We start from the raw sequence: 21459 nt of genomic DNA, 5'->3' as shown, positions 1-21459 counted from the left end.
AAAAAGCATATATATCTACTACATCCACTGGCATTGCATCAGTGAAGGTGAGTCTTAGCCTCGTTCCAGATATAAATTTCGTTCGTAAAAGTTCACGCGAATCGCCAGCCTATGCTCCGTACCGTGTTCATCAATGGCAAGAAAGTGAAGCTTGTCTCCGTACTTGGAACTTTTACCGGCTTCCGAGTATTCGGACAGGGCTTGCACGACGGTTAGCTCTCCATCGCTCTGGACCTTCACATCATAATGCTCTCGACCCCATGTATGGGCGTCAGGAAAAAAGGTGTATACAAAAGGATCTCCGTTAGCCGGCAAGATCACAGTCACCCTTTGTTTTTCAGGGCGAACAAGAATGACCTCCATATAATTGGTTTTTATTTCATTAAGTCTGTTCCCCCCCGCAAATTTATGGTCAACGCCTTCTCCTACTCCGTCTACAACCCAATCGACCAGTTTGATCTGCTGCCCTCGCGGATAGAGCCCAAGACGGTGGTTCCAGATTCGATTGCCGGGCAATTCATCGCCGCGCCGGGTTTGATACCAGCGAAATTCTTCGATGGAATACGCCGATGGAGGTTGTGCTTCGATGGTTACACTACTGTCATGAACACTGGAGAGTGTCGTTCCATTACTGAGAATCCTCTCACCGTTCAGCGACAGACACGCACCAATCTGGGTCGTCCCGGCGCTCGATGAGGATACCCAAAACGTTCGGACCTGAGGATGGACGCTGTCATTTTCCGGATCGTTGTCGGGAGCGTCTCCGGCGGTGGTTGAAGGTCGTGCCTCAATCGTAAACCGCCCTTGATCGGTGCTTGCGACCCAGCCGTCGCGCAACGTCTTGCCAGTGCTGTAATGAATCAGTTCGATGCTTTCCATTACATCTGCAGGCACGTGCATGGCATTGCCGTTGGCGTCTACCCCGGAAACCAGAACTTGTACTTTCACCTGCATCCGGCCATTACCAAACAGCGACTTAGTGCGAGTATTGTCGCTCGCATCAAACTTGACCTTCATAATGGCAAGGCCTGCGAGTATGCGCGCAGTGGTTTGCTGATCGTGTGTAGCATCCATGCTTTCGCTCATGATGTGTTCCTTCGAAGAGTAATATTTAAATGTCGACATCGAAAATATGCCAACAAAAAAATTACAGACCTTTCAAATAAACAGCAAAGCGAAAAATGTAAGAAACATACGTTTGCAAACCTCTAGTGGCTTACAGACTTTTATCTGGCAAACAACTATTTTCCGGCGACAAGCATCAAGGCTCGTCGTTATAAACAAACTTGGGCATTTCCCAATGAAAACGGATGGCCAGCAGACGTAACAAGAACCCGCCGAACAGCGTAATCAGAATGGCTTGTTCACCGGGCACATTCAGATAAAGACACAGCATGTAGCACCACGCTGCGGCGAAGGAGACGCTCGCATACAGTTCGCGGCGAAAGATCAGCGGAATGTCGTTGCAGAAAATATCGCGCAAGATGCCACCGAACACCCCCGTGATCACGCCGCTGACCGACGCCACCAGCATGCCGTGGCCCATTTCCAGTGCGGTCATGCAGCCAATCAGGGTGAACGCCACCAGACCGACGGCGTCGAGTACCAGGAACAGCGAACGCAAGTGGCGCATCCAGCGCGCGGTGAACACAGTGAACATTGCCGCGACCGAAGTCAGCACCAGGTATTCCGGGTGTTTTACCCAGGTCAGCGGATAATGCCCGAGCAGCACATCGCGCACCGAGCCACCGCCCAAGGCTGTTACGCAGGCGATCAGTACCACGCCAAACCAGTCCATGCCGCGCCGCCCGGCAGACAGGGCGCCAGTCATGGCTTCAGCGGTGATGGCGATCAGATAGAGCATCAGCAACATGGTGGCGATCCAGGCAGGAAGGCGCGCAGTCTAGCCATTTCAGTGCGGCACCAAAAGGGGGCAATCGCAATGCCCGCCCCCATCGCCAGGCATCAGAACTTGATGAAATGCTTGCGGTAGTGCTGCAACTCGGCGATCGACTCACGGATGTCGTCCAGCGCCAGGTGTGTGCTGCCCTTCTTGAAGCTATCACGCACGTCCGGTGCCCAGCGCGCGGCCAGTTCCTTGAGCGTGGAGACGTCGAGGTTGCGATAGTGGAAATAGCTTTCCAGTGATTTCATGTGGGTATAAAGGAAGCGGCGATCCTGACAGATGCTGTTGCCACAGATCGGCGACTTGCCCTTCGGTACCCATTTTTCCAGGAAGGCGATGGTTTCAGCTTCGGCTTCGGCCATGCTGATTCGGCTGTCACGCACGCGCTGGGTCAGGCCGGAGTTGCCGTGGGTGCGGGTGTTCCACTCGTCCATACGCGCGAGCACTTCGTCACTGTGGTGGATAGCGATCACCGGGCCTTCGGCCAAGGTGTTCAGATCACTGTCGGTCACGATGGTGGCCATCTCGATGATGACGTCGTTTTCCGGATCCAGACCGGTCATTTCCAGGTCGATCCAGATCAGGTTCTGCGGGTTTTGCATATGTCGGCTCCTAGGCAATGCTGCGCAGTTTAGCCTAGGCCGGTGGCCGGGCGTGCTAAACTCGCGGCCGTTTTACCTAATCGCTGCATTCTTCAGACGGAACACCCATGGCCAAACGCCAACTCAATCGTCGTCAAAACTGGCGCATCGAAAAGATTCAGGGCGAGCGCGCTGCACGCGCCGCCAAACGCGAGTCCTCGGCTGTCGAAGCCCTTGAGGGCGGCGACCTGGGCCCGGAACAGACCGGCCTGGTGATTGCCCACTTCGGTGTACAGGTCGAGGTCGAGGCCGTTGACGGTGATCAGGCCGGCCAAGTGTTCCGCTGCCACTTGCGCGCCAACCTGCCTGCGCTGGTAACCGGCGACACAGTCGTCTGGCGTGCCGGCAATCAGGGCATCGGGGTGATTGTCGCGCAACTGCCGCGCACCACCGAACTGTGCCGCCCGGACAGCCGTGGCCAGCTCAAACCGGTAGCCGCCAACGTCGACATGATCGTCATCGTCTTCGCGCCGCTGCCCGAGCCGCATGCCAACCTGATCGACCGCTATCTGGTTGCCGCCGAACACGCTGGCATCCGGCCGCTGCTGCTGTTGAACAAATTCGACTTGATCGACGAGCAGAACGCCCCAGCACTGAATGCGCTGCTGGCGGTGTACCGCACACTCGGTTATCCGGTGCTTGAAGTCTCGGCACACCACGGCAACGGCATGGAACAACTGCAACAGCAGCTCGACGGGCGCATCAGCGTGTTCGTCGGCCAGTCCGGTGTCGGCAAGTCGTCGCTGGTCAACAGCTTGCTGCCTGAAGTGGAAACCCGTGTCGGGCCGTTGTCCGAGTTGTCCGGTCAGGGTACGCACACGACGACCACTGCGCGCCTGTTCCACTTCCCTGGCGGCGGTGAGTTGATCGACTCCCCGGGTATCCGCGAATTCGGCTTGGGTCACGTCAGCCGCGCCGATGTTGAAGCCGGTTTCATCGAGTTCAATGACCTGCTCGGCACCTGCCGCTTCCGCGACTGCAAGCACGACCGTGAACCGGGTTGTGCACTGCTCAAGGCGCTGGAAGATGGCCGCGTGCAGCAGCAGCGGATGAACAGCTACCGCTCGATCATCGCCAGCCTGCCGGAAAACGGCTACTAAACATCTGCACCGGCAGTACCTCGCCCGAGGGCTGCCGGATGTCGGACTACGCCTGACAACCCCCCGATTCCGTTAAACGCCAGACTTTTCTTACAGGCCCGCACACGCCTGCTTGCAGGACATTTCTCTTTCACCGCCCAACCCTTGTAGGCAAGCTCCAGATGCCTAGATTGGGGTCCTCCTTCGCACCTTCGCGACCTTCGAGGAACCCCATGCAGACCTATCACCTGTTCATCAGCCATTCGTGGAACTACGCCCACACTCACGACAATCTGGTACGCCTGCTCGGCGCCAAGCCGGATTTCAGTTTCAAGAATTTTTCCGTGCCGCCACATAACCCGATCCTGGGCGCGCAGACCGACAAGCAGCTCGAAGAAGCCATCGAAAACAAGATTCGCCCCTGCTCGGCGGTACTAATCATGGCCGGGATGTATTCGACCTACAGCAAGTGGATCAACAAGGAAATCGAGATCGCCAAACGCATGGGCAAGGTGATCATCGCGATCAAGCCATTCGGCGCCGAGCGCATTTCCGCCGTGGTACGTGACGCGGCACACGCCGAATGCGCGTGGAACACCAATAGCATCGTCAGCGCGATTCGCCTGCATACGGCGGTGTGATTATGCGCAAGGGACTGTTTATCGGCATCAACCACTACGACTACGTCTCGCCGTTGAGCGGTTGCAACAACGACGCAATGGCCATGGCTTCGGTACTGGAGCGTCACGCCAACGGGCGCCCGAACTTCAGCAGCAAAGTGCTGACGTCGGCCGAAGAACAAATAACGCTCAAACACATGAAACAGCAGATCCAGAGCCTGTTCTCAGGCGACTGTGACGTGGCACTGCTGTACTTCGCCGGTCATGGGCAGTTCGACACCAGCATCGACGAAGGACTACTCATTCCCCAGGACTATCAGCCTGGCGGAGACGGTATTCGCATCAGCGACATTCTGGAATGGGCGGACAAAGCCCCGCACATCAAGAATAAAATCATCATTCTCGATTGCTGCCAGGCCGGTGCAGCAGGCGCCCTGCGCAACCTGCGCGGCGGCAGCAGTGTGATCGGCGAAGGCGTGACCATTCTCACCGCCTGCAAAAAAGAACAGTACGCCCTGGAAAGCCGCGGTCACGGGGTATTTACGGATCTGTTGCTGCAAGCGCTGCATGGTGGCGCCGCCAACGTACTCGGCAAGGTCACCCCCGGTAGCGTCTATTCGTTTGTCGACAATGCGCTGGGAGCCTGGGAACAGCGTCCGGTATTCAAGACCAATGTTTCGCAGTTTGTGCCGCTACGCGAGGTCGCGCCGCTGATCGCCGAAGAAACCCTGCGCAAACTCAAGGACTGGTTCCCGGAACCGAGCTTCGTTTTCAGACTCGACCCCAGCTACGAGCCCACCGAAGCGCAGTTCAACCCCGAGCACGGCGACATCTTCAAGCAACTGCAAATGTGCAATCGCCACAGCCTGATCGAGCCCGTGGACGCCGAACACATGTATTACGCCGCCATCAACTCCACCGGCTGCCGCCTCATCGCCCTCGGCGCCTACTACCGCGAACTCGCCATAAAAGGACACATCTGATGCCCGTATTCATCAGCTACCGCCACATGGATCGCGCCCACGCCATCGCCATCAATAGCCGCCTGATCCAGGCCAACATCAAAACCTACCTCGACGTGCTCGACCCCGAGTCGCAGACCACCGACGACATCACTGGGGTCATCACCCGCAACATCACCGAATGCACGCACCTGCTGGCAGTGGTCTCGGAAAAGACTGCGTTATCGTGGTGGGTGCCGTTCGAAATTGGCGAAGCGACCATCAGCAACCGGCGGATCTGCTCGTTCAAGACCGGGCCGACGGAGCTGCCGTTGTATCTGGATAAGTGGCCGAAGCTGAGCACGGACAGTGATCTGAATTTCTTTATCGACGCGTATCGTGAGGAAGTGTCCAACAAACGCTCGATGACGCTGGATTCGAGCAATGAATCCTTTAGCGGCATCTATAAGCGCAACGCCGAGATTTTCCACGAACAACTGAAGAACCGGATTCGGCGTGGGTTCTGACAGACGTAAAAAAGCCGCGATCATCTCGCGGCTTTTTTTTGCCTCACACGCTGGCCGGCGGTTTTGGCACAACCACCTTTGGCTCAGGCTTGCGAAACGCATACAGATGCTGACGCACAATCCCGCCCGGCAGTTCCTTGCCAAACACGCCATAACGCACCGGCCATTCCTTTGGCGGCAGCTTGAACGTCCCGAAGAGCATGTCCACCAGCGGCGTGTGGATCGCGTAGTTTTTGTAGATGTAGTCTTTGTGCCGAGCGTGGTGCCAATGGTGATAGCGCGGCAGCACGATCAGGTAGTTCAGCCAGCCGCCGTTGATTCGCACGTTGGCGTGGGCCAGTACCGCTTGAACACCGACCAGGATCACATAGGCATTCAACGCTTGCGGCGCGAAGCCCAGCAGCATCAATGGCACCAGCACGCCAGTGCGGGTCAGCAGGATTTCAATGAAGTGCACGCGGGAGCCGGCGAGCCAGTCCATGTGCGTACTGGAGTGATGCACCGCGTGAATGCGCCACAGCCATGGCACTACATGGTAGAGCCGGTGCAGCCAGTACTGACCGAGATCGGCGACCAGTATCGCCAGCAGAAACTGCACAACGAGCGGCAGGCTTTGCACGCTCGCTTGCAAGCCCGGCGACATCGCCCAACCGGCGATGTAACTCGAAGAGGCGGTGATGAAAATCAGGATGAACTGCACCAGCATGTGGCTGACGAAAAAGTAGGTCAGGTCGGTGCGCCAGTGCGGGCGCAGGATGTTTTGCTCGGGGTCCTTGGAATAGAGCTTTTCCAGAGGAATGAACACGATGGCCGACACCAGCAGCGCCAGCACAAACCAGTCCAGACCGAGCGAGTACGGCGTCTGCCCGATCGCGCTGACCTGGACATTGGTACCGCCCAGAAACACTGCCAGCCCCGACGCCACCAATCCGGTAATCCCCAGACGTTTGCGCTTGTTGAGCAGGATATTCAGGGTGCCGAGGCTGAACGACAGCACCAGACCGAGCAACAGCGTGGTGCGCGCAAATTGCTCGTCATAGACCTTGCGCAGTTCAGCCGTGGTCAGCCATTCCGGGAAGAGAAAGCAGAGTACCGCCAACAGGCTCAACAGCCCGAGGGTGGCTGATATATAGCCACTGACCCGCCCCTCACCAAACTTGAAGGGTGCGTTGCCGTGCCGCTGAAAATAGGCTTTGAGTCTTTCCATAACTGATCTTCCGTGATTGCGAATACTGCGACTGCTCATTGCGACGCAGGCAGAAACAAAAAAGCCACGGTGACCGTGGCTTTTTGTGAATCACTGCTTGGGCGTGGGAGCCGGTGCAGTGGCTGGCGGAGTAGCGGGAGCAGGCGCCGCACTCCCCGGCTCGGCCGGTTTCGGTGCGGCGTCGTCGAACAGATTCAACCGCTCGCGAAGCTCGTGCGCCGGCACCGGTTGCTGATCCGCCGGCAGCGCGTTCGGATCAACCGGTGTCGCCGGCGCGTTGCCGTTCTGACTCTGATCCGCCGGTTTAGCCGCGTCGGCACCTTGCGCACCTTCGATGGCCGCCTGGGCCTTCTTGGTCAGCACGACAATATCGATGCGGCGGTTGACCGGATTGAATGGGTTTTCCTTGTCGAACAATGCCGACGAGGCGTAACCCACTACCCGCGCCACTTGCGCATCCGGATAACTACCGGCAACCAATGCACGCCGGGCTGCGTTGGCACGGTTGGCCGACAGCTCCCAGTTACCGTAATCACCGGTACCGATATAAGGCTTGGCATCGGTGTGGCCGCTGATACTGATCTTGTTCGGCACCGCTTTGATGGTGTCGGCCATGGCCAGCAGGATGTCTTCGAAGTACGGTTTCAGGCGTGCAGAACCGGAGTCGAACATCGGCCGGTTCTCGGCGTCCATGATCTGGATGCGCAAACCGTTCGGAGTGATCTCGAAGAGGATCTGATCCTTGAACTTCTGCAACTGCGGGTTCTCATCGACCTTGTTCTGCAGTTCTTGCAGCAGCAGTTCCAGACGTTCCTTCTCGACCTGCTCGGCCATGCCTTCAACCTGTTCAGTATCGACCGTAACCTTGTCAGGCTGCGGCTGCGATTTCACTTCCGGGTTAAGGGTGTTTTCCGGGGCCAGGGTCGGCGTGCCGCCCAGGTCGATGATGTACGGCGTGCCGCTTTCGGAGAAGCCGACCGGGTCTTTGAAGTAACCGGCGATAGCGATCTTCTGCTCGGGCGTCGCGGTGGACAGCAGCCACAACACCAGGAAGAACGCCATCATCGCCGTGGCGAAGTCGGCGAAGGCGATTTTCCACGCCCCGCCGTGATGCCCGCCGGCTATGCGCTTGACGCGCTTGATGATAATCGGCTGATTATTTTCCATGACTTAGCGACCGCGAACCGCTTGTTCCAGCTCGGCGAAGCTTGGACGGTGCGCCGGATACAAAACCTTGCGACCGAACTCGACCGCCAGCGAAGGCGGCATGCCGGAAGCCGAAGCCACCAGCGAGGCCTTGATGGCTTCGTAGACGTTCAGCTCTTCCTTGGCATCGTGGGCCAGGGAATGCGCCAATGGGCCGAAGAAACCGTACGCCGCGAGAATACCGAAGAAGGTACCGACCAGTGCCGCACCGACGTGCAGGCCGATGGACTTCTGATCGCCTTCACCCAGCGAGGCCATGGTCACCACGATACCGAGTACCGCCGCGACGATACCGAAACCGGGCATGGCATCGGCGATGCCGTTCACCGCATGAGATGGATGCTCGAGGTCTTCTTTCAGACTGTACAGCTCCATGTCGAACAAGCCTTCCAGCTCGTGCGGCGCCATGTTGCCGGACGACATGATGCGCAGGTAATCGCAGATGAACGCGGTCATGCGTTCGTCTTTGAGCACTGCCGGGTATTTGGCGAAGATCGGGCTCGCAGCGGCATCTTCGATGTCGCCTTCGATGGCCATCATGCCTTCGCGGCGGCTCTTGTTGAGGATCTCGTAGATCAGCCCGAGCACTTCCAGATAGAACGTATGGCTGAAGCGCGAACTGAACATGCTCAGGGATTTCTTGAGCACGTGCATCGTCATGTAGCCGGGGTTGGCCTGCAGGAATGCACCGAGTGCCGCACCACCGATGATCAACACCTCGAAGGGCTGGATCAGGGCGGCAATCTTGCCGTGGGAAAGCACGTATCCGCCGAGCACGCTCGCGAATACGACGATGATGCCGATAATTTTAGCCATAGGTAGAAAGTACTTATTTAAGTCGGGTTCAAGGTCATATTCGGAAGTTAAAAAATCTCTTCTTCTACTTATCGGCAAAACTGCGCCAGACTATAGCCAGTTCAGGCGAAAAGCCAATTTAGCCCATGCCGGGCGCGTCTACAGTCAGTGAAGATCCCGTCCAGACATGGCTAATGAAACGAACGTCCCACACGCAAAACCGACCACACTCGACGGCTGGGTCAAGCTGCTCGACAGCGTCCGGCTGCCCGTGCCGCAAGAGGCTCACGACAAAGTCTGTCGGGCGATCCGCGACAACCGCAGCTCGTTGCGCGACATCGCCGACCTGATGCAGGACAGCCCGGCACTGGCCTTGAGCATCATCCGTGAGGCGAATCGTCACACCCATGGCACCATGGCCACGCCAGCGGAAAACCTTGAGGTGGCGATCAATCGTCTGGGCCTGGCGCGGACCGAAGAATTGCTCGCGCGCCTGCCCGCCGAACCGCAGATGCAGATTCCCAAAGCCTTGCGCCAGTTACAGATGATCAGCCAGCACGCGACGCAACAGGCCAACGGTTTTTTCGCCAGTCGCCTGGCGCGACTGTGGCAGGACATTCATTGGGGCAGCCTGTTGTTTTTGTCGCCGCTGTGGCCATTGGCGCTGACTTATCCGCAATTGCTCGAAGAATGGGAACTGCGGGTTATCCACAAGGGCGAATCGGCGCGCGTGGTTGAAAAGCAATTGTTCGGCGCACGCCTGCTGAAAATCGCCGAGGCGCTGGTGCAAGTCTGGCACCTGCCGATCTGGGTGCAGCAGGGTTATAAGCTGCTGCTGAGTGAACAGCGCGAACTGGTCAAAGTGCTGCGCATCGCCCGCGACAGCGAACATCCGTTGCGCCAGCAAAACCGGCTTGATGACGACCCGACCCTGCGCCGCTGGCTCAATCAGCCGGCCAATACAGTGCTGCTGGCCAACGGCCTGGCACTGTCGGCGCAACAGGCGTGGGACAGTCCGCACAGTGAGCGCTGGCAGTACCTGACCAGCCTTTATCTGCAGATTTCCATGGATGAAGTGCAACAACAGTTGCACCAGCAAGCCGCCAACAGTGCGCGCCATCATGCGATGCCCGACCTGTGGCATCCGGCGGTTTCGTTGCTGTGGCCGTGGGGCACTCATCGTTTGCCAGCCGGCATGCTGCCCGCCGCTGCGCCAACCTCGGAAGATCTGACGCAATGGCGCCAGCAATGCGCCGAGCTATTGGCCGAGCCAAGCCGCTTCACCAATGCCATGAGCCTGACCGTCGCCGCTCGCGATGCGCTGGTCGCCAGCGGCATGCGCCGGGTGATGATCCTGATGGCCGATCGCACACAGTCCAATCTGCGCGTGAATCAAACCGCCGGGCTGCCGAAAGAAGCGGCGGCGCTGAATTTCGTCGTCAGCCAGAGCAAGGTCTTGCAACGGCTGCTCGCGCAACAGGCGCAGGTGCGGATCAATCCCGAGAACAACGCTCAGTTCTCCGCTCTGCTGCCAGCGAGCCTGCGCACCCTGTTTCGTGGCGAGTATCTGTTCCTGCGTTCCCTGGTCAATAACGGCCGGGTGATCATGATTGTTGTCGCCGATCAGGGCGGCGGGCCGTTCGCCGATATCACCGTGCAAGCCTTTGGCAAAACCGCACAGTGCATCGAAAAAGCCCTGCACAGCTTTAGCAGCCGCGGCCGATGAGGCTGCGCTACAATCCTCCCCTTTGTGCTCTGGAGACCTCACATGTCTGACTTCTCTGGCTTGCCGCTCGTCATCGAGGCGAGCGACCTGCTCCCGCGTCTCGATTCCCCTGAACTGATTCTGGTGGACCTGACCAGCCCTGCCCGTTATGCCGAAGGTCACTTGCCCGGCGCACGCTTTGTCGACCCGAAACGCACCCAGCTCGGCCAGCCGCCGGCGCCGGGACTGCTGCCGGCGAAAGCCGATCTCGAAGCGTTATTCGGTGAGCTGGGCCATCGCAAAGATGCGGTCTACGTGGTCTATGACGACGAAGGCGGCGGTTGGGCCGGGCGTTTCATCTGGCTGCTCGACGTGATCGGTCACGACAAATATCACTACGTCGACGGCGGTCTGCCGGCGTGGCTGGCGGCCGGCATGCCGATGTCGATCCAGGTTCCGCCTGTAGTGGGCGGCCCTGTGCCATTGACCCTGCATGAAGAACCGACCGCGACCCGTGAATACCTGCAAAGCCGCCTCGGTGCTGCCGATCTGGCGATCTGGGATGCGCGCGGGCCGCTGGAGTATTCCGGTGAGAAAGTGCTGGCCGCCAAGGCTGGGCACATCCCCGGCGCGGTCAATTTCGAATGGACTGCCGGCATGGACAAGGCCCGTCAGTTGCGCATTCGCACAGACATGCCGCAGATCCTCGAAGACCTCGGGATCACCAAGGACAAAGAAATCATTACCCACTGCCAGACCCATCACCGGTCGGGCTTCACTTATCTGGTGGCCAAATCCCTCGGTTATCCGCGGGTCAAGGGCTACGCCGGTTCCTGGGGCGAATGGGGCAACCACCCTGACACGCCAGTCGAGATTTAAGGTTTTTAAGGACAACTAATGAAAGAACGTCTGTTTATCCTCAGCCAGTACCTGCTGCCTCATCACCTGCTATCGCGTCTGGCCGGCTGCATTGCCGAATGCCGCGTGCGCTGGTTCAAGAATGCCTTCACCCAATGGTTCGCCAAGCGCTACCAGGTGGACATGTCGCAAGCGCTGGTCGAAGACCTCACTGCCTACGAGCACTTCAACGCCTTCTTCACCCGCGCTCTGAAAGACGGCGCGCGTCCGCTGGACGAAACCCCGGGCGCGATCCTCAGCCCGGCCGACGGTGCGGTCAGCCAGCTCGGCCCGATCGAGCACGGTCGCGTGTTCCAGGCCAAGGGCCACAGCTTCAGCGTGCTGGAACTGCTCGGCGGTGATGCGGCTAACGCTGCACCGTTCATGGGCGGCGACTTTGCCACCATTTACCTGTCGCCTAAGGACTACCACCGCGTGCACATGCCGCTGGCCGGCACCCTGCGCGAAATGGTCTACATCCCAGGCCGGATCTTCTCGGTCAACCAGACCACCGCAGAAAACGTTCCGGAACTGTTCGCCCGCAACGAACGCGTGGCGTGCATTTTCGACACCGAGCGTGGGCCGATGGCCGTGGTGCTGGTGGGTGCGATGATCGTCGCTTCGATCGAAACCGTGTGGGCCGGCCTGGTCACCCCACCGAAGCGCGAGCTGAAAACCTTCCGCTACGACGAAGCCGCCCGTGCGCCGATCCATCTGGAAAAAGGTGCTGAACTTGGGCGCTTCAAGCTGGGTTCGACCGCAATCGTGCTGTTCGGGCCGGATCAGGTGACATGGGCGCAAGAGCTGGCGGCGGGTTCGCCAGTGCAGATGGGTCAAGGCCTGGCGCTGCCAAAAGCCTGAACATGATGTGAGCCACTGATCCGCCTTTTCACACGTCTGCGAAAAGGCGGATACGACTCAGTGGTGCCGTTACTCTATTTGCCCACGAAAGCCGATCGGGCCTTCGTTGGCATAGGTATTGGTGCCATTGAGGTTTTTCCCTCCGTCACTGGACGTGACGCTCAACGCGATAACGTTCTGATTGTCCCGGCCGCCAATCTCCCACTTGCCGCCCGGATGCCATGGGGCATCATTGCCACCCCACTGATTCTCGACGTTGTACTGGTTCTGACCGGTGCGTTGCGCTTTGAAGCCAATGGGACCTTCCCCGGCATAGGTCATGGTGCCGGTGAACGTTTTACCGTCATCGCGCGACTTGATCTCGATAGCGACGACATTCTGGTTGTCCCGCCCGCCGAGTAACCAGGTTCCACCCGGATGCCACGGCGCCGAACTGCCACCCCATTGATTTGCCACTGCATATTTAGACATGAACCTCATCTCCTTGAAGTTTCGGGAGACCTGCCCGAGGTTGACGGCAGGCCGTGCAACCGTGCGTTTCCGATCGCACGCCTGAGAGACTAGTAGGGCTTGGGGAATGGCATCCGGCCAGCAGACCAGCGGTCAAAAAGTCTGACGCTACCCAGCGAAACAGACCACAGCTGCTAGAGTTTTGGGCATTGCCCCTTCCGCCGCCGGAGCCCGTCAAGGCATGAGTGAGTCTCGTCCCCACCCCTCCCTGAGCGCCCCGACCCCGACGCAAACGCGTCTGTCGTTTTGCGAAGCAACGCCACGCGACCTCAAGCGCTGGATCGCCGACCTGCCCAAGGCTAACATCGGTGAAACCGCCCGCCTGCTGTATAAAGGCCTGGGCGAACTCAATCAATTGCTCACCCCCAGTGACAATCGCCTCAACCTGCTGGAGCTGCTGCGCCCCGAGGTGTATTTCGTCTGCCAGCATCTGGAGCGGCACTTCCTGCATCAGGCGATCATGCTCGACGAGCGTTCACGCAAGATCAGCAATTTGTGCCAGGCGCTGCAAAGCCATCTGGCCGTCGGCTACAAACAGATCGTGTTGCGGATTGCGCCGAAGTACAGCAAGGATCGCGCGATATCGGTCAGCACGGCCCTGCAACGGGCGACCCATACACTCAAGGGTCAACTGCTGCGTGCGACGCAACTGTACAGCGCGGCACCGGAGCAGGTGTGGTTCGAACTGCATCAGCTGTATCGCATCGCCTGCGAACTGCAGCTGCAACAGCGCCGGGTCCACGACGATCTCGCCAGCCTCACCACCGAACTCACGCTTGAACAGACTTACATCGCCGCCCTGCTCATGGGCAGTGCCCGCTGCAATCAATTGCGACAGAACCAGATCGCCCGATTGGCTGAAGTACTCGAACCGTGGAGCGCCCTGCTCAAATTACATCCCGGTCGTTCAAGCGAAGGCCTGTTTGCGATCAGCCCGGCGATCGATGCCGGCCCGCGCTACCGCAACATGTTTCGCAGCGAAGAACAGGCCGGATTGCTCGGCTTCGATCCGCAGCCGCTGGTGAACGCCATCGAAGCGCATTTGCAGCATCAGCCCGCATCGACGCCGCTGCCCGTTCCGCCCGGGCTCAGCTTCGACACCCTGCAACACCTCCATGCCACCTGGGGACAAGCCGCCGAGCGCAGCTTTCAGCGCACCGTCGGCCAAGGCCATCTGACCGTGTGCGTGGGCATGAGCGCCCTGCACTTTTATCTGGGTGGCGAGCGCAGTTTCAGCGAGCTGCTCAAACACCCCGGAACGCGCTCGGCGAATTTCAGCTGTGCCGTCGCCAAAGGTGAAAAGGACAGTTGGAGCCAGGCTTTCGACGCCGCACCGCAAAGCAAAACTGATGAGTTTTTGCCTTACGAGGAAATCCAGTACGACCATTTGCGCGAGGATGAAAGCGGCACGGACAGTACGCCCCATTACCCGACCCATGCCCTGCCGGTGATCAATCACAGCCCCGGTGGATATTGCCTGGCGTGGCCAAATGAAGTGCCCGCCGAGCTGCAGGCCGGGGAAATGCTCGGCATTCAGGACAGTGTCAGTCTGGGCTGGAGCATTGCGGTCATTCGCTGGATCCGCCAGGTGCGCGGCGGCGGCACGCAAATGGGCATTGAGCTGGTGGCGCCACATGCCCAGCCTTGCGGCCTGCAACTGGTGCGCTCACGGGACGATCACAGTCAGTATCTGCGCGGACTATTGTTACCGGAGATCAGTGCGATAGATTTGCCGGCAACCTTGCTGGCACCGCGCTTGCCGTTTCAGGAAGGCAGTAAAGTGCTGATCAACACCCAAGGCGAAGAACACCGCGCCGGGCTGGATCGACGGGTGGCGAGTACGCACAGTTTCAATCAGTTCGCCTATCGCTCGCTGGAGGCCGCGCGCAATGGCGGGAGCGAGGAGGATTTTGATTCGTTGTGGAAATCGCTTTAAAGCAAAAGATCGCAGCCTTCGGCAGCTCCTACAGGAAAATGCATATTCCTCTGTAGGAGCTGCCGAAGGCTGCGATCTTTTGATCTTTAATTACAACTGCCCGTCGCGATCACGGAAACCCAGCAGGTACAGCACGCCATCCAGCCCCAGCGTCGAAATCGCCTGCTTCGCCGACTGTTTCACCAACGGCTTGGCACGGAACGCTACGCCCAAACCGGCAATCGCCAGCATCGGCAGGTCATTCGCACCGTCGCCGACCGCGATGGTCTGCTCCAGACGCAAACCTTCCTTGTGTGCCAGCTCTTTGAGCAAATCAGCCTTGCGCTGGGCATCGACGATCGGCTCGATCGCCACGCCAGTACACTTGCCATCGACCACTTCCAGTTCGTTGGCAAACACATAGTCGATGCCGAGTTTGGCCTGCAATTGCTTGGCGAAATAAGTGAAGCCACCGGACAGGATCGCGGTCTTGTAGCCCAGTCGCTTGAGTTCAGCGAACAGCGTTTCGGCGCCTTCGGTCAGACGCAGCGAAGCGCCGATCGAGTCCAGCACGCTGACATCCAGACCTTTGAGCAAGGCCAGACGTTCTTTGAAACTGGCGCGGAAATCCAGCTCGCCGGCCATTGCCCGCTCTGTGATTTCGGACACCTGCTCGCCCACGCCGGCAGCCTTGGCCAGCTCGTCAATGACCTCGGCCTCGATCAGCGTCGAGTCCATGTCGAACACCGCCAGACGACGGTTGCGCCGGAACAGCGAATCTTCCTGGAAGGCGATGTCGACGTTCAGCGCTTGGGCAACGCTGAGGAATTCGGCACGCAGCGCCTGTGGATCGGCGGCTTCGCCACGCACGGAGAACTCGATGCAGCCCTTGCCCTTGTCCGCTGGCGTGTCCAGTGGCATGCGACCCGACAGACGGTCGATGTGATCGATATTCAGGCCATATTTGGCGGTGATCGAGCTGACAGCCTGCAATTGGCCAGCGGTTACTTTGCGGGTCAGCAGGGTGACGATGTGGCGCTTCTTGCCCTGATTACCCACCCATTGCTGGTAATCCTCTTCGGACACCGGCGTGAAGCGTACCTGCTGATCGAGCTCGTAGCCCTTGAACAGAATGTCCTTGAGCACGGACTTGCCTTGCTCGGAATCGGGGATTTCAACCAGGATGCCGAACGACAGGGTGTCGTGGATCACCGCCTGACCGATGTCGAGAATGTTCACACCACCTTGTGCCAGAACGCCGGTAATGGCCGCAGTCAGACCCGGACGGTCGACTCCCGTGATGTTAATCAGGACGATTTCGCGCAACGCGCACCCCCGCAACTGGAAAAAAACCGCATTCTACCCACTTTCAGTGACCATCGGGCACCGCGAGCGCTTTGCCGGTCTAGGGCCTGTCGCTATACTGCGCGTCAACTTCACGGACAAAAGAGCCGAGCTCAGTGAACCGGCCCACGCCAGTTAAAACCGATAACTTCTTCCTGCTGATCTTCCGTGCACTGCGTCACCGCCGTGTACCGATTGCATTGCGCATTGCCAGCCATAACGTGATCCTGGTCGCTCTGGCCCTGGTGATCTATGCCGGCGTGATGGGTTTGCAATTCAAGCAGGCCATGCACCAGCAGGCCGATGCGCTGGGCGAAAGCCTGACCACGCAAACCGCGACCTCGGCCACGGAGCTGTTGGTGTCCAACGACATCCTCAGCCTCAACGTGCTGCTCAACAACCTGACCAAGAACAAACTGGTGGCCCACGCGGCGATCTACAGCGTGGATAACCGCATCCTCGCCGAGTCCGGTCAGCGGCCCAAGCACAGCCTGCTGGGCGAAGCCGAGGGCATGTACGAGAGCAAGATCACGTTCCAGGACGTGACTGCCGGGCAACTGCGCATCAGCCTGGACATGGATCAGTTCCAGCAGCCGATGACCATCAGCCTGCAAAGCATGGGCATTCTCAGCGGGATCCTGCTGGCGCTGTCGCTGGCCCTGAGCCTGCGCATGGGCCGCTATCTGTCGACGCCGTTGCTGCAATTGCGTGTCTGGTTGCGACGCATCGACGAACACACGCCGGGCATTGATCGTCAGGATGAAATCGGCGATCTGGCGCGTCAGCTGCACGCCAACTACGCGCCAGAGCCTGCACCGGAACCGGAGCCTGAGTTCGAGGACGAAGAGGACGAGCCGGAATTCGAGGTGCGCAACTTGCGTGATCCGAGTTTCGACGAAACCCGTCCGATGGCCGCGCAGAAGCCTGCACCGCGACATCTGGTCAGCACCGTCGAAGACGATGATGACGATGACGCGTTCGCTGATCTGCGCGATGAATCGCTGGACGTTGCCCCACAACCGGTCGCCCGCAAGGCGACTCCGAGCGTGCCACAACACAGCGCCGTGCTAGCGGTACAACTGGGCTCACAGGAACAACTGCGCCGCTTGCCGCGGGCACGTCTGGAAGAATTGCAGGAGCGTTATCGTGACTGCCTCGATCAGGCTGCTTCGCTGTATCAGGGTGAAATCGAAACCCTGAACGACGGCAGCACGCTGATGCTCTTCCACACCGAAGACAGCGGTGACGATTACCTGACCAACGCAATCTGCTGCGGCGAGTTGCTGCGGGCCTTGGGTCATCAGTTGCAGATTGAAGTCGCGGACAGCGGCATCACCCTGCAACTGCAGCTGGGCCTGACCCTGGGCGATGAGTTGTTCGGCTTGAGTCAGATTGATCTGCTGCTGACCGATTCGGCGCAGGATGCATTGGCTCTGTCCCAACACAGCCGCAATCTGCTGCTGGTTGAACGCAAGATCGGCGACGATGCGCTGATCCGCCAGCGTGCACGGATCCGCCCGATCGCCAGCCCTGAGGGGGCTTGCTGCGTGGAGCGGTTGATGGAGCCTTATCCGTCGATGCTCGAACGGCAACTGGCGCGGATGCATGAGCGCCGGGCTTAAGCCTTAGGCCTGATGTGAAGAAGCCCGCAGACAAGCGATTGTCTGCGGGCTTTTTTGTGGGTGACTGAAGAGCCCCTCACCCTAGCCCTCTCCCCGAGGGAGAGGGGACTGATTGGGGGATATTGGAGAGCTACACCGACTTGAACGCCCTGCTGTGAATCCAAAATCGCCAAGCTCTTTCAGGTCGACGCATGACGCAGACACCTCGGTCGCCCCTGCTCTACCGAATCCATAATCGTCAGGATCTTTCAGGTCGATGTATAGCGCCAGACCCCTCGGTCGGCCCCTGCCCTACCGATCCAGAATCGCCAAGCTCTTTCAGGTCGACGCATGACGCAGACACCTCGGTCGCTCCTGCTCTACCGAATCCATAATCGCCAGGATCTTTCAGGTCGATGTATAGCGCCAGACCCCTCGGTTAGTCCCCTCTCCCTCCGGGAGAGGGTTAGGGTGAGGGGCTTTTGATCTTCTATCCCCAGACACAACAAAGCCCGCACAAGGCGGGCTCTGTTCTGACTCGATCCAGCTTAGAAGCGGAACACTTCCATATCTGTCCGAATCGGCGATGCCATCGGAATCTTCGGTTGTTTCTCTGATTCCGCCGCCGGCGCTGCCGGTTTTGGTGCCGCTTTACGCGGTGCCTCGGCGACCGGTGGCTGATTGGCCAACGGCTTGAGCGCTACCGACAATTGCTCGGCCAGACGCTGCAGCAAAATGCCCTGGGCCTGAACCTGCGAAGCGGTACTGCCGGCATGCAGCTCTTGCAGATGAACGATGCGGTTATCGCGCACCTGACCACGACGGTCGATCAGACGCCATTGAGCATCGAGAATCGCCGGTTGTTTCTGGCCAGAGTCCAGACGCGTGATGGTCAGCAACACCTGCACATCCGGAGTGAACCCCGTAGTGGCCGGTGCCAGCACTACACGCTGGCTGTCCAGATGGCCAGCAACCTGACGCATCAGCAACTGATCGATATCCGACGAAAGGCTGCCAGCCCAACGACCGTCTGTCGCTGCCTGCAGGCTGCCATCGGGTTGACGTTGCAGCAATGTCTCACGTTGCAGGTAATCGGCTACGACTACCGGACCCAACAAAACCGCCATGCCCGCGCTTTGCGCAGGCTGAACCGGACTTCCGCTGTCCAGTTGATACAGCGACACCGGCTGGTGAACGCTGCAACCCGCCAGGCCCAAAACGCCGGCGAGCAGGAAAATAAGGGGGCGCAGAGCAGTCATCATCCCGTCCAGGTGGCCGCCACAAGGCTGACCACAGTGAAAATACTCAATAAATATGAAGAACGCTCAGCCACGCCGGCGCTTGGAAAGGCCATATCATCCGTGAATATGCGTTCCGACTCCAGCGCCAAAGCGTCGATCTACGCGTTAAATCGTGGATCGAGCTCTCTAGGACGCCTAATTGAGGTTTTCGACGAGCAGCGCATCGACCCGCTGGAAGCCCCTTGGAAGCTTGTTGCCACGACGTCCACGCTCACCTTTGTAGTGTTCGAGGTCATCGGCCTTCAGCGACAGGGTCCGTTTTCCGGCCTGCAGCACCAAGGTGGCGCCTTCCGGAAGTACGGCGATGTCCGTGACATATTCTTCGCGACTGGCCACACGCTCACCGGAAATACCGATGATCTTGTTACCTTTGCCCTTACCTAATTGTGGCAGATCGCTGATTTTGAAGATCAGCAGGCGACCTTCGGTCGTGACCGACGCCAGCCAGTTCTGCTCACGATCGGCCACCGGACGCGGCGCGATGACTTTGGCGTTGTTCGGCAGGCTCAACAGGGCTTTACCGGCCTTGTTCTTGGCTTGCAGGTCTTCGCCCTTGACCACGAAACCGTAACCAGCGTCGGAAGCGATGACGTACAACGCGTCGTCTTCCGGCATCAGCACGCATTCGAAGCTCGCACCGGGCGGTGGTGTCAGACGACCGGTCAACGGCTCGCCCTGGCCCCGAGCCGATGGCAGGGTGTGCGCGGCCACCGAGTAGCTGCGGCCGGTCGAGTCGATAAACACCGCAAACTGGTTGGAGCGCCCCGCTGCCGAGGTCTTGAAGCCGTCGCCAGCCTTGTACGACAGGCCGGTGGCGTCGATGTCATGACCTTTGGCCGAACGGATCCAGCCTTTTTCCGACAGCACCACGGTGACTTTTTCGTTCGGCAGCAGATCGTGCTCGGTCAGCGCTTTGGCTTCGGCGCGCTCGACGATTGGCGACCGACGGTCATCGCCGTAGGTTTCGGCGTCTTTCAACAGCTCGGTGCGCACCAGCTTCTTCAGCTTGGCTTCACTGCCCAGCAGGGCTTGCAGCTTGGCTTGCTCCTTGAGCAGTTCGTCCTGCTCGTCGCGCAGCTTCATCTCTTCCAGTCGCGCCAACTGACGCAGACGGGTGTCGAGGATGTAGTCGGCCTGAATCTCACTGAGGGCGAAACGTTCGATCAGCTTGGCCTTCGGATGCTCCTCGGTACGGATAATGTGGATCACTTCATCCAGGTTGAGGTAGGCGATCAGCAAACCGTCCAACAGGTGCAGACGACGCTCGACCTTGTCGAGACGAAATTGCAGGCGGCGACGTACGGTCAGCACGCGGAATTCCAGCCACTCGACCAGCAGCGCTCGCAGGTTTTTCAGCTGCGGCTTGCCGTCCAGACCGATGATGTTGACGTTGACCCGGTAGGTCGACTCCAGCTCGGTGCTGGCGAACAAGTGCTGCATCAGCGCTTCATGATCGACGCGGCTGTTGACCGGGATGATCACGATGCGGCACGGGTTTTCGTGGTCAGATTCGTCGCGCAGGTCAGCGATCTGCGGGGCTTTCGACGGCTTGGCCTGCATCAACGCGGCGATCTGCTCCAGCACCTTGGCGCCGGACACCTGATGCGGCAGCGCGGTAACGATGATGTCGCCGTCCTCGACGTGGTAAACGGCGCGCATACGCACCGAGCCCTTGCCGGTTTCGTACATCTTCAGCAGGTCGGCGCGCGGCGTGATGATTTCCGCTTCGGTCGGATAGTCCGGGCCCTGAATGTGTTCGCAGAGCTGTTCGACCGTGGCTTTCGGCTCATCGAGCAAGCGCACGCAAGCGGTGGCGACTTCACGCAGGTTATGCGGCGGCACGTCGGTGGCCATGCCCACGGCGATGCCGGTGGTGCCGTTGAGCAGGATGTTCGGCAGGCGTGCCGGCAGCACCAGCGGCTCTTGTAAGGTGCCGTCGAAGTTCGGGCCCCAGTCGGCAGTGCCCTGGCCCAGTTCGCTGAGCAGCACTTCGGAATAACGCGACAGGCGTGCTTCGGTGTAACGCATGGCGGCGAAGGATTTCGGATCGTCCGGCGCACCCCAGTTACCCTGACCGTCGACCAGCGTGTAGCGATAGCTGAACGGCTGGGCCATCAGCACCATCGCTTCGTAGCACGCCGAGTCACCGTGCGGGTGGAATTTACCGAGCACGTCACCGACGGTACGCGCCGATTTCTTGTGCTTGGAGTCGGCGTCCAGCCCCAGCTCGCTCATGGCGTAGACGATACGCCGCTGTACCGGTTTCAGGCCGTCGCCGATATGCGGCAGAGCACGGTCCATGATCACGTACATGGAGTAGTTGAGGTAGGCACTTTCGGTGAAGTCGGCCAGCGAGCGGCGTTCTACACCGTCCAGGCTGAGATCAAGGGGGTTGCTCATGCA

Annotated in this window: 19 protein-coding genes; 9 read left to right on the top strand and 10 right to left on the bottom strand. The window is 59.3% G+C overall.

Translation table 11 applies throughout. The annotated features are described in order from the left end of the window. Positions 1–54: 54 nt before the first annotated feature. The 3 genes from ACOYXH_RS28345 to orn all read right to left on the bottom strand — a co-directional run bounded on the left by ACOYXH_RS28345 (position 55) and on the right by orn (position 2508). Positions 55–1086, bottom strand: a complete 1032-nt coding sequence (locus tag ACOYXH_RS28345) for a hypothetical protein (RefSeq protein WP_220557465.1) — start codon at positions 1084–1086, stop codon at positions 55–57. 175 nt (positions 1087–1261) lie between these two features. Beyond that, on the bottom strand, positions 1262–1873 hold the full coding sequence (locus ACOYXH_RS28340) for a trimeric intracellular cation channel family protein (RefSeq protein ID WP_093430171.1): 612 nt from the start codon (positions 1871–1873) through the stop codon (positions 1262–1264). A 92-nt stretch (positions 1874–1965) separates the two neighbouring features. Then, positions 1966–2508, bottom strand: a complete 543-nt coding sequence (gene orn, locus ACOYXH_RS28335) for an oligoribonuclease (RefSeq protein ID WP_064593092.1) — start codon at positions 2506–2508, stop codon at positions 1966–1968. 107 nt (positions 2509–2615) lie between these two features. Between orn and rsgA the strand changes: the two genes are divergently transcribed. The 4 genes from rsgA (at position 2616) to ACOYXH_RS28315 (ending at position 5714) form a co-directional block, all read left to right on the top strand. Next, on the top strand, positions 2616–3647 hold the full coding sequence (gene rsgA, locus ACOYXH_RS28330; RefSeq protein WP_016985702.1) for a small ribosomal subunit biogenesis GTPase RsgA: 1032 nt from the start codon (positions 2616–2618) through the stop codon (positions 3645–3647). 212 nt (positions 3648–3859) lie between these two features. Beyond that, positions 3860–4267 carry a TIR domain-containing protein gene (locus ACOYXH_RS28325; RefSeq protein WP_095047290.1) on the top strand — a complete coding sequence of 136 codons (408 nt, stop codon included), beginning with the start codon at positions 3860–3862 and terminating at the stop codon, positions 4265–4267. 2 nt (positions 4268–4269) lie between these two features. Then, complete coding sequence (locus tag ACOYXH_RS28320) at positions 4270–5229, top strand: caspase family protein (protein ID WP_460410132.1); 960 nt, start codon at positions 4270–4272, stop codon at positions 5227–5229. Continuing rightward, a complete protein-coding gene (locus ACOYXH_RS28315) occupies positions 5229–5714 on the top strand; it encodes a toll/interleukin-1 receptor domain-containing protein (protein ID WP_460410131.1) in 486 nt (161 codons plus the stop codon). Before ACOYXH_RS28320 ends, ACOYXH_RS28315 begins: the two co-directional genes overlap by 1 nt. 43 nt (positions 5715–5757) lie before the next feature. Here ACOYXH_RS28315 and ACOYXH_RS28310 read toward each other — a convergent pair whose 3' ends face one another. From ACOYXH_RS28310 to motA, 3 genes are all read right to left on the bottom strand, one after another. Further along, positions 5758–6921 carry a sterol desaturase family protein gene (locus tag ACOYXH_RS28310; protein WP_095047288.1) on the bottom strand — a complete coding sequence of 388 codons (1164 nt, stop codon included), beginning with the start codon at positions 6919–6921 and terminating at the stop codon, positions 5758–5760. 90 nt (positions 6922–7011) lie between these two features. After that, positions 7012–8088, bottom strand: a complete 1077-nt coding sequence (gene motB / locus ACOYXH_RS28305) for a flagellar motor protein MotB (RefSeq protein ID WP_095047287.1) — start codon at positions 8086–8088, stop codon at positions 7012–7014. A 3-nt stretch (positions 8089–8091) separates the two neighbouring features. Continuing rightward, positions 8092–8943 (bottom strand): flagellar motor stator protein MotA, encoded by an 852-nt coding sequence (gene motA, locus ACOYXH_RS28300; protein WP_007915795.1) that lies wholly within the window; start codon positions 8941–8943, stop codon positions 8092–8094. Positions 8944–9109: 166 nt separating this feature from the next. Between motA and ACOYXH_RS28295 the strand changes: the two genes are divergently transcribed. The 3 genes from ACOYXH_RS28295 to asd are packed head-to-tail and all read left to right on the top strand — an operon-like array spanning position 9110 to position 12385. Then, on the top strand, positions 9110–10648 hold the full coding sequence (locus tag ACOYXH_RS28295; protein WP_095047286.1) for an HDOD domain-containing protein: 1539 nt from the start codon (positions 9110–9112) through the stop codon (positions 10646–10648). Positions 10649–10690: 42 nt separating this feature from the next. After that, positions 10691–11506, top strand: a complete 816-nt coding sequence (gene rhdA / locus ACOYXH_RS28290) for a thiosulfate sulfurtransferase (protein ID WP_460410130.1) — start codon at positions 10691–10693, stop codon at positions 11504–11506. 18 nt (positions 11507–11524) lie between these two features. Further along, positions 11525–12385: an archaetidylserine decarboxylase gene (gene asd, locus ACOYXH_RS28285; protein ID WP_095047284.1), complete on the top strand. Its 861-nt coding sequence runs from the start codon at positions 11525–11527 to the stop codon at positions 12383–12385. Positions 12386–12454: 69 nt separating this feature from the next. Here the strand turns inward: asd and ACOYXH_RS28280 are convergent, their stop codons facing one another. Continuing rightward, on the bottom strand, positions 12455–12856 hold the full coding sequence (locus ACOYXH_RS28280; protein ID WP_095126144.1) for a lectin OAA family protein: 402 nt from the start codon (positions 12854–12856) through the stop codon (positions 12455–12457). Between the two features lie 220 nt (positions 12857–13076). On the opposite strand from ACOYXH_RS28280, the gene ACOYXH_RS28275 reads away from it, so the two are divergent. Beyond that, the gene (locus tag ACOYXH_RS28275) at positions 13077–14831 is read left to right on the top strand and encodes a molecular chaperone (protein WP_460410129.1); all 1755 of its coding nucleotides are present in this window, start codon (positions 13077–13079) and stop codon (positions 14829–14831) included. A gap of 90 nt (positions 14832–14921) precedes the next feature. Here ACOYXH_RS28275 and serB read toward each other — a convergent pair whose 3' ends face one another. Beyond that, entirely contained in the window at positions 14922–16136 is a 1215-nt protein-coding gene (gene serB / locus ACOYXH_RS28270; RefSeq protein WP_093430160.1) for a phosphoserine phosphatase SerB, read from the bottom strand. Between the two features lie 134 nt (positions 16137–16270). Between serB and ACOYXH_RS28265 the strand changes: the two genes are divergently transcribed. Beyond that, a complete protein-coding gene (locus tag ACOYXH_RS28265) occupies positions 16271–17776 on the top strand; it encodes an AhpA/YtjB family protein (protein WP_093430159.1) in 1506 nt (501 codons plus the stop codon). A gap of 527 nt (positions 17777–18303) precedes the next feature. Here ACOYXH_RS28265 and ACOYXH_RS28260 read toward each other — a convergent pair. Together ACOYXH_RS28260 and parC are read right to left on the bottom strand one after the other, a co-directional pair. After that, positions 18304–19014, bottom strand: a complete 711-nt coding sequence (locus tag ACOYXH_RS28260) for a PqiC family protein (RefSeq protein ID WP_093430158.1) — start codon at positions 19012–19014, stop codon at positions 18304–18306. Between the two features lie 177 nt (positions 19015–19191). After that, on the bottom strand, positions 19192–21456 hold the full coding sequence (gene parC, locus ACOYXH_RS28255; protein ID WP_095047280.1) for a DNA topoisomerase IV subunit A: 2265 nt from the start codon (positions 21454–21456) through the stop codon (positions 19192–19194). Between the last annotated feature and the right edge of the window lie 3 nt (positions 21457–21459).

Source organism: Pseudomonas sp. Mb7 (assembly GCF_054790525.1).
Note: the sequence above shows the minus strand (reverse complement) of the source record. Positions and strands in the feature narration are given on the sequence as shown.

Bases quoted from the DNA above. Each gene is read 5' to 3' on its own strand.
- ACOYXH_RS28275 (WP_460410129.1), top strand. From the start codon at position 13,077: ATGAGTGAGTCTCGTCCCCACCCCTCCCTGAGCGCCCCGACCCCGACG.
- ACOYXH_RS28280 (WP_095126144.1), bottom strand. From the start codon at position 12,856: ATGTCTAAATATGCAGTGGCAAATCAATGGGGTGGCAGTTCGGCGCCG.
- ACOYXH_RS28320 (WP_460410132.1), top strand. From the start codon at position 4,270: ATGCGCAAGGGACTGTTTATCGGCATCAACCACTACGACTACGTCTCG.
- ACOYXH_RS28260 (WP_093430158.1), bottom strand. From the start codon at position 19,014: ATGACTGCTCTGCGCCCCCTTATTTTCCTGCTCGCCGGCGTTTTGGGC.
- ACOYXH_RS28340 (WP_093430171.1), bottom strand. From the start codon at position 1,873: ATGTTGCTGATGCTCTATCTGATCGCCATCACCGCTGAAGCCATGACT.
- parC (WP_095047280.1), bottom strand. From the start codon at position 21,456: ATGAGCAACCCCCTTGATCTCAGCCTGGACGGTGTAGAACGCCGCTCG.
- ACOYXH_RS28310 (WP_095047288.1), bottom strand. From the start codon at position 6,921: ATGGAAAGACTCAAAGCCTATTTTCAGCGGCACGGCAACGCACCCTTC.
- ACOYXH_RS28295 (WP_095047286.1), top strand. From the start codon at position 9,110: ATGGCTAATGAAACGAACGTCCCACACGCAAAACCGACCACACTCGAC.
- ACOYXH_RS28315 (WP_460410131.1), top strand. From the start codon at position 5,229: ATGCCCGTATTCATCAGCTACCGCCACATGGATCGCGCCCACGCCATC.
- ACOYXH_RS28325 (WP_095047290.1), top strand. From the start codon at position 3,860: ATGCAGACCTATCACCTGTTCATCAGCCATTCGTGGAACTACGCCCAC.
- ACOYXH_RS28345 (WP_220557465.1), bottom strand. From the start codon at position 1,086: ATGAGCGAAAGCATGGATGCTACACACGATCAGCAAACCACTGCGCGC.
- rsgA (WP_016985702.1), top strand. From the start codon at position 2,616: ATGGCCAAACGCCAACTCAATCGTCGTCAAAACTGGCGCATCGAAAAG.
- motB (WP_095047287.1), bottom strand. From the start codon at position 8,088: ATGGAAAATAATCAGCCGATTATCATCAAGCGCGTCAAGCGCATAGCC.
- rhdA (WP_460410130.1), top strand. From the start codon at position 10,691: ATGTCTGACTTCTCTGGCTTGCCGCTCGTCATCGAGGCGAGCGACCTG.
- orn (WP_064593092.1), bottom strand. From the start codon at position 2,508: ATGCAAAACCCGCAGAACCTGATCTGGATCGACCTGGAAATGACCGGT.
- motA (WP_007915795.1), bottom strand. From the start codon at position 8,943: ATGGCTAAAATTATCGGCATCATCGTCGTATTCGCGAGCGTGCTCGGC.
- asd (WP_095047284.1), top strand. From the start codon at position 11,525: ATGAAAGAACGTCTGTTTATCCTCAGCCAGTACCTGCTGCCTCATCAC.